Source organism: Metabacillus fastidiosus NBRC 101226, from assembly GCF_001591625.1.
GTDB lineage: Bacteria > Bacillota > Bacilli > Bacillales > Bacillaceae > Metabacillus > Metabacillus fastidiosus.
The window spans coordinates 1-8,123 of sequence record NZ_BCVG01000143.1; the positions used below are offsets into that span (position 1 = coordinate 1).

Genomic DNA, 8,123 nt, shown 5'->3' on the forward strand with positions numbered 1-8,123 from the left:
TCAGTACGCTTTATAAGCGACTTTACTATCTTATCAAATAAATTTCAAAGAGTCAATAACTTTTTTAAAATTTATTTTCAATCACTTGGTGTTTCGAAGTGACTTCTAATAATATATCATCATGTATTCTACAAGTCAATATAAAAATTCAAATAAATTCCCTAGTCTAAATAAAAAAAGAGAGGCAATCTCCATCATTGCCTCTCTTTATCTTAACTAATTCAATTTTAATGAGTAATAAACACAAAGTATAGAATAAAGATAACGAATAGTCCATACATAATAGGGTGAACTTCTTTCGCCTTCCCTTTTAATAGCATTGTAATCGGATAGAATAAGAAACCACAAGCAATCCCTGTTGCAATACTATAAGAAAGTGGCATCATAATAATTGTAAAGAACGCCGGCACTGCAATCTCTAATCTATTCCAATCAATATTTTTCAAATTAGACACCATTAAAATACCGACAATAATTAATGCAGGCGCTGTAACTTGAACTGTTATAACACCTAGTAATGGAGAAAAGAACAGCGCTAATAAAAACAATACCGCTGTAACGATAGATGAAAAGCCAGATCTTGCACCTGCAGCAACACCTGCAGTAGATTCAACAAATGCAGTTGTCGTAGATGTACCTAAAACTGCTCCAATAGTTGACGCAGAAGCATCCGCGAACAACGCTCTTCCAGCACGCGGCAATTTATTATCTCTCATCAATCCCGCTTGAGTAGCAACAGCTACGAGTGTACCGGCAGTATCAAAGAAAGAAACAAATAAAAATGTTAAAATAACCACTAGCATTTGTAATGTAAAAATATCATTAAAATGGATTACAGCTTGTCCAAAAGTAGGTGCTATACTTGGTACAGAACCAATTATTTTATCCGGGAATGGAATTAATCCAAAGATCATACCAACTACTGCAGTAGCAACCATCCCGTAGAAAATTGCAGCTTTAAAACCTCGAAGCATGAAAATAATTGTAATAACAATACCAAAAATCGCCAATAAAGTTTTTCCATCATGAAAACTTCCTAAGCTCACTAACGTCGCATCATTCTTTACGATAATTCCTGCTCCTTGAAAGCCTACAAACGTAACAAACAGACCGATACCAGCACCAACTGCATATTTAAGCTCAGCGGGTATCGCATTAATAATCGTTTCCCTTATGCCTGTTAAAGTGAGTAGAATAAAAATAATTCCTGAAACGAACACACCAGCAAGTGCAGTTTGCCACGGAATACCATAAGTAAGGACAACAGTAAATGCAAAAAATGCATTCAATCCCATACCTGGTGCTAGAGAGATCGGATACTTAGCAACAACCCCCATTATAATTGAGCCTACAGCAGCAGCAAGTGCAGTAGCAACAAATACAGCTCCTGTATCCATTCTCAGTTCTGCTGGAAAATCAGCGATCGCTCCAAGCGATAGGATAGTAGGATTAACGAATAAAATATAAGCCATTGATAAAAACGTCGTTAGACCACCGATTATTTCACGACGATAGTTCGTACCTAATTCGTCAAACATAAAATATTTCTTCATGATCGTTTATTCCTCCTTAATTAATAAATTGCGCTAATGAAGGGTTAAATATAGACAAAATTAAAATATAATTGAGATATGATTTCATATAAAAAACGCTCCAATCAATACTAGAGCGCTTGACATAGAGTAGGAGTTCAATATTAATAACTCACAGTCAGGCTGTTTACAGTAGCTCGGTATAAACCTTCAGGCCATATCCCCAACATTATACGACGTAATTTGACAATTTTCTCTCTTGATTCTAGCAGGTAAGTAACTTAAACGTCAATAAAAAACGAACGTTTTTATTAAAAAACGTTCGTTTTGTTCGTGTTTTATTCCCACTCAATTGTTGCTGGTGGCTTGCTCGTAATATCATAAACAACACGATTTATATGTTTTACTTCATTTACAATTCTTGTAGAAATCTTCTCTAGTACTTCCCAAGGAATTCTTGCCCAGTCAGAAGTCATTCCATCAATAGAAGTAACAGCACGAATACCGATCGTGTAGTCATATGTTCTTGCATCACCCATTACACCAACACTTCTGATATTCGGAAGCACTGTGAAGTATTGCCAAACATCACGTTCTAAGCCTGCATTTCTAATTTCTTCACGTAAAATCGCATCTGATTCTCGAACGATCTCTAATTTCTCTTCTGTAATTTCCCCTAATACACGAATACCTAAACCAGGACCTGGGAATGGCTGTCTCCAAACGATATCATCTGCAATACCCAGTTCTGTTCCAAGCGCACGCACTTCATCTTTAAATAATGTTTTTAAAGGCTCGATAAGCTCAAATTGCATATCTTCAGGTAATCCGCCAACATTATGATGGGATTTAATTGTCTGTGCTGTCGCTGTTCCACTTTCAATAATATCTGTGTAAAGCGTACCTTGTGCCAGGAAGTCAATTCCTTTTAATTTCGTTGCTTCATCATCAAAAACATAAATAAATTCATTACCAATAATTTTTCTCTTCTTCTCAGGATCAGATACACCTTCAAGTTTAGAAAGGAAACGTTCTTTTGCGTCGACTTTAATAACGTTCATATTGAAGCCTTCGCTGAATGTTTTCATAACACCTTCTGCTTCACCTTTACGAAGAAGACCATGATCAACGAAAATACATGTTAACTGATCACCAATTGCTTTATGGATAAGTACCGCAACTACTGAAGAGTCAACACCACCGCTTAATGCGCAAAGTACTTGCTTGTCCCCAACTGTTTTTCTAATTTTATCAAGCTCAACTTCAATGAAGTTTTCCATTGACCAATTTCCTGCACAGCCGCACACACCGAATACAAAGTTTTTAAGGATATCATTACCGTATTCAGAATGACGTACTTCCGGATGGAATTGAACACCATAGAAATTACGTTTTTTATCGCTCATTGCCGCATAAGGACATGAAACACTAGTTGAATCCACTTCAAAGCCTTCTGGAATTTGTGCCACAAGATCTCCATGGCTCATCCAAACAGTTTGGTCTTTAGGCAAGTTTGCAAATAGTCCTGAACCTTCTTGTACATTAATCTCTGCTTTTCCGTATTCACGATGGTTTGCAGGTTCTACCTTTCCACCTAATGTATGCGTCATAAGCTGCATACCATAACAAATTCCAAGAACCGGAATGCCTAGATCGAAAAGCTTTTCATCACAATGGAAAGCATCTTCCCCATAAACACTGTTAGGTCCGCCAGACAAAATAATCCCTTTTGGATTCATTGCCTTAATTTCTTCAGCCGTCAGTGTATGTGGATGTAACTCACTGTATACACCAAACTCACGGATACGACGTGTAATTAATTGATTGTACTGACTTCCAAAGTCCAGTACAACAACGATTTCATTATTAATGCTTGACATATTAAATCACTCCATTAGTCGGATAAAATAAAAAGCTAGAATTATGCTTCTCATGAAAAGAAGGCAGAATTCTAGCTAAGCATATACCTATTCTGCCTTCATAGTCAGGTTATTATACGGAAACCCGGTAGAAACTCTAAGGACCATATTCCCTTAGTATATATGAAGGTGCTTATTCACTATACAATCTCATTATTCTAACAATCTCTGAAACATAGGTCAAGATGCTGTTCGCTTAATTAAATTTTTCCATATCTCTGCAGACTCGTCCCATGTGTCTTTAACACTCGCATGATGATACAGAGTTCTTTCGTAATTGGCTGTTAATTTAGTCATATCGTCATTATTAAAATAATGATCAACAATAATCGCATATTCACGAAGTGTCTGGCCTTTATTACGCTTTAAACCTGACCTTTCAAGCTGCTTTAACAACGCATTATACGCTTTAAAAAACACTTCATCATCTCTTCTTTTTTTATATTTAGAGATAATTATTTTTGATAGCCATATTCTTCTCTTTTTATAGCAAATCAATACAAATACCCCAATTAAAATAATCGAAATATAAAGAATGAGATTGCCGAACCGGATAGAAAAAAGTTGTAAGCTTTTATTTTCAGAACTGTCTTTTTCCTTGTTTTCTTGTGACTGTTCCTGTTTACTAGGCTCTTCTTTCTTCTCTTCTTCTCCTGTTACATTCGTTCTTTCACTATTATAAGTAAAATCATATGGATTTGAAAAGCCTTTTGTCGGCTCAAATGTAACCCATCCAATTCCATCGAAATAAACTTCCACCCAGGAATGAGCATTATTATTCGTTACTTTATATTGCTTCAAATTCCCTTCGGATATTTGTTGAAACTCTCCTTCAGTATATCCCTTCACCCATCTGGCAGGAATATCAACCGAACGTAAGAGAACGATCATAGATGTTGAAAAATTGTCACAGTAGCCTTGCATTGTCTCAAATAAAAACTGGTCAACATAATCCTCGTTCCCTTTTGGAACAGCAACATCCTTCGTTTCATATTTAAATTCCGAAGAACCGAGGAAATTTTCAATTGCCCTAACTTTGCTAAATTGGTCATGTTTATCAGCCGTAACACTTTCAGCTAACTTCTTCACCCTGTCTGGCAATGAATCCGGGAGCTGGGTATAACGCTCATTTTCTGACTGTGTTACTTTTTCAAGTTCCTTTACATCATATCGTGGTATTTCATAATCAACAAGATATTCCGATAACTGCTGTTCTCTTCCATCCGATTTTGCTGTAATTAACTCTGTAGTTGGATTGATATAGTATGAAACAGATGAATTAGTAGAAATATTCTTCAACTGAAAAGGATAAATAATATGTGAATGCGAATAACTTTTATTTATTTTGACAGTTGATGAGAATTTCTCTTTCTTCACTCCATCCTCTATCCAGCCCATATTATAGTTAATATCTGCTAAATTGATTTCATCTGCATCAGAGCCGGATACTTCCCATCCCTTACCCGTATAAACATCCTTTGTTTCAACCCTCCAATAATGTCGATCCTCTGACATATGACTGAAAACTTCGGTATTATCTGCTACAAAAGCACCGCCAAGTTTTTCATCATTTGTCCCGTAACCGATTTTCTTCACACCTGAAATATTGTTATTTTCTATATTCTGTCCATAAGCTTTAAAATAAGGAACAGGGTCTGGCCACTGTGGTGCCGATTTCGGTGCTAATAATCCGACCACAATAGAAATGGCGATAAAGAAGAATAAAGGTAATATCCAGCGAAAGCTTACGAAACGTCCTACCTTTAATCTTTCCATTTCCTTAAGGCGGTCAAAAGATAGTAAACCAATCATAAAGAAACCAATTAAAACGATTCTAATAATCGCAAACGTTGCATCATAAGGGGTAAATGTATCAAGAACAGTAATATAAATAATCGTAATAAGAAAAAAGAATAGAATTTTTCTTTGATAAACGATCCAATAATGAATCAAATAAACTAATAGCCAAAGCAGAATAAAAAATAACATCGTTCGAAACGGCGATGTCATATCATTCAACATCGTATGACGAATTAAATCTGTATTATGAACAATCTCTTCCAGAAACTGGCCTATCCATGAACTTCCATTATAATGATCTTTATAGTATATGTCGTACAAAAAATATAAAATTATAGAAATGTTAATAGGAAAAACGACAAACCATTTTATTCTTAGGAAAGTTAATAAAAAACTTACACCGATAAAGAGCATAAAAATATAAGTATTTGCCGTATCAGTAAACTTTTGCAATGGACTAAGCCACTCTGATAATAAAAGAAATGCAAAAAAATAGTAAATGAAAGCACTTGGATTCTGTTCTTTAAACCTCATCTACTATTCACCTCTTTAAACCCATCATGGAAACGTCCCTCATAAATAATTTTTATTGTTGCTTGACGCTTCATTAATCGCTCTAGCATAACCTGTTCTTCAATCGTCGTCTGTTCTCCCTCTTCTTTTATTACATATAATGAATAGGTTGATAAATATTCAAGCTTTCTCACTAAATCAATTGTTATATGCGCTGTAATAATTATATTTCTAGCTTTTCTTTCATCCCATTTAATATTTTCATTTAATACTGCTGCTAATGATCGTTCACTATCACAATCTACTTTTGCAAGATGGCAGAATATATCTCTTAAATGTTTTTCATTTGACTGTAAAGGAAAAGCAGCTTCTTCCCTGCCTGCCGAAACAAGACCAACATTTACATTATTCTTAATAAGCGCACGAATAATGGATGCAGTAAATATTACGACTAATTCAAATTTCTCTGTTTTACTCCTGTCCATTATTACGACGGCATCTGTGCTCTTCATTTGTTCAAATTCTTTCGTCATAATAGAGCCGCGTCTAGCAGTCGCTTTCCAATCAACCGATGAAAAGCGATCTCCCGGCTGGTAATCCCTTACCCCAACCGCTATAGTTGTCTCTTCCCAAAAGCTTCTCGCAGTACCCGTACTCCCTTGTTCCACATTTCCAACTTGCTTAACTTGATCAAGATTAATGTATTTTGGATAAACAAGAAAGCTACTTTCAAGATGAAAGAAGGATTCTTTTTCAATCAGACTAAATAAATCACCAGTTTTAAGACGAATAGCTGTAAATACATGTTCTCCACGAGGAACATTTAATAATTTATACTCATATGTGATTGTTTTTTTAAACCAAGGAAATAATATTTTTTTCGATTCATCTTCAGATTCACTTTCTCTTAGTTTATAAGGAACTATATCTTCTACAATGAGATAAAATAACGGAAAGGGAAATTTGCGCCTAATTATAATTTTAGCCTGAAATGTATCTCCAATAGAAAACTGCTCTTGATTAATCGATCTTTCAATTTGAAAATGATGTAACGGATAGAAAGATAGAATAAGAGAGTAGCATGCAAAAGGTAAAAAACTATAAAATAAAAACCAGCTGACAAAACCACCCTGAAACATTGCGTAACAAAAGACAACAACTGTTAACAGCAAAAGACAAAATAACTTCCAACTATATTTTAATTTGCTAATCAATTTTTCCATTAACGACTCAGCGACCTTTGCACAGGCACTTCCGTAATTTTTATAATATCTTGAACAATATGTTCCGCCATTCTCCCTTCAAACCTAGCTTCTGACCGTAAAATAATACGGTGAGAAAGTGTGTAAGGTGCTAAAAATTGAATATCATCCGGGATAACATAACCTCTCCCATATAAAAATGCATATGCTTGTGCTGCTTTCATTAAAGCAATTGATCCACGAGGACTTGCACCTAAAGCAACTGAAGGATGATTTCTCGTTTCTGTTACGAGATTAACAATATATTCTTTAATAACCTCATCAACATACACATCATGAATTTCCAGCTGGAACCGGGTTAACTCCTCTTTTGTAATAACAGCTTCTACTTGATAAATTGGTTTCTCCTTTTCTGCTAAAGAAAGCACTTGAATCTCTTCATCTATTGAAGGATAACCCATCTTTAATTTAAATAAAAAGCGGTCAAGCTGTGCTTCTGGTAAAGGATATGTTCCTTCAAATTCAATTGGATTTTGTGTTGCCATAACAAAAAACGGTCTTGATAAGGGTCTTGTTACCCCATCAATAGTAACACTTCCTTCTTCCATTCCTTCCAATAAAGCTGCCTGCGATTTCGGAGAAGTCCGATTAATTTCATCTGCTAATATGATATTGCCCATAATTGGACCGGAACGATATTCAAATTCCATTTCTTTTGGGTTATAAATAGATACACCAATTACATCTGACGGTAATAAATCAGGTGTAAATTGAATCCTTTTAAAATCAGCACCAACGGATTTTGCAAGTGCACGAACCATCATCGTCTTACCGACCCCTGGTACATCTTCTAACAAAACATGTCCATTCGCTAAAAGTGCAACAAGGCTTAATACAGACACATCCCTTTTGCCAACCATCACATTTTCAATATTATCTATTACTCTCTTAAGCACCGGGTGCATCACTTCTGTATGAACCATCTTCTTCCTCCTAGTACGATATTAATCTAGTTCCTATTATACAATGATTAATCATCTGAGAAAGTCTTTTTACATAGGATGGAAAAATTATACTATGATCAGCAGGAGTTTTTATGATAGTGAGCCGAACTTAAAGGAGCTTTACAACGACATATAAAGTGAAACTTCTATCAG

At 35.3% G+C, this 8,123-nt stretch carries 5 protein-coding genes and 2 riboswitches; all 5 genes read right to left on the bottom strand.

The annotated features are described in order from the left end of the window. Window positions 1–227: 227 nt before the first annotated feature. The 5 genes from BFA01S_RS19835 to BFA01S_RS19855 all read right to left on the bottom strand — a co-directional run bounded on the left by BFA01S_RS19835 (window position 228) and on the right by BFA01S_RS19855 (window position 7,949). Complete coding sequence (locus BFA01S_RS19835; protein ID WP_066235028.1) at window positions 228–1,553, bottom strand: NCS2 family permease; 1,326 nt, start codon at window positions 1,551–1,553, stop codon at window positions 228–230. A gap of 134 nt (window positions 1,554–1,687) precedes the next feature. Then, window positions 1,688–1,789, bottom strand: a riboswitch (purine riboswitch). A gap of 81 nt (window positions 1,790–1,870) precedes the next feature. After that, window positions 1,871–3,412 carry a glutamine-hydrolyzing GMP synthase gene (guaA, locus tag BFA01S_RS19840; RefSeq protein WP_066235031.1) on the bottom strand — a complete coding sequence of 514 codons (1,542 nt, stop codon included), beginning with the start codon at window positions 3,410–3,412 and terminating at the stop codon, window positions 1,871–1,873. Window positions 3,413–3,493: 81 nt separating this feature from the next. After that, a riboswitch (purine riboswitch) is annotated at window positions 3,494–3,598 on the bottom strand. A 33-nt stretch (window positions 3,599–3,631) separates the two neighbouring features. Continuing rightward, window positions 3,632–5,785 (bottom strand): transglutaminase TgpA family protein, encoded by a 2,154-nt coding sequence (locus BFA01S_RS19845; protein WP_066235034.1) that lies wholly within the window; start codon window positions 5,783–5,785, stop codon window positions 3,632–3,634. Further along, window positions 5,782–6,903, bottom strand: a complete 1,122-nt coding sequence (locus BFA01S_RS19850) for a DUF58 domain-containing protein (protein WP_218011648.1) — start codon at window positions 6,901–6,903, stop codon at window positions 5,782–5,784. The genes BFA01S_RS19845 and BFA01S_RS19850 overlap by 4 nt, the downstream gene beginning before the upstream one ends. 83 nt (window positions 6,904–6,986) lie before the next feature. Next, window positions 6,987–7,949, bottom strand: coding sequence for an AAA family ATPase (locus BFA01S_RS19855; RefSeq protein WP_066235040.1), 963 nt, complete (start codon window positions 7,947–7,949; stop codon window positions 6,987–6,989). Window positions 7,950–8,123: the final 174 nt, after the last annotated feature.

What these genes read in the sequence shown, in the direction of transcription:
- BFA01S_RS19835 (WP_066235028.1), bottom strand. Translation starts at nt 1,553, where the DNA reads ATGAAGAAATATTTTATGTTTGACGAATTAGGTACGAACTATCGTCGT.
- BFA01S_RS19845 (WP_066235034.1), bottom strand. Translation starts at nt 5,785, where the DNA reads ATGAGGTTTAAAGAACAGAATCCAAGTGCTTTCATTTACTATTTTTTT.
- guaA (WP_066235031.1), bottom strand. Translation starts at nt 3,412, where the DNA reads ATGTCAAGCATTAATAATGAAATCGTTGTTGTACTGGACTTTGGAAGT.
- BFA01S_RS19850 (WP_218011648.1), bottom strand. Translation starts at nt 6,903, where the DNA reads ATGTTTCAGGGTGGTTTTGTCAGCTGGTTTTTATTTTATAGTTTTTTA.
- BFA01S_RS19855 (WP_066235040.1), bottom strand. Translation starts at nt 7,949, where the DNA reads ATGGTTCATACAGAAGTGATGCACCCGGTGCTTAAGAGAGTAATAGAT.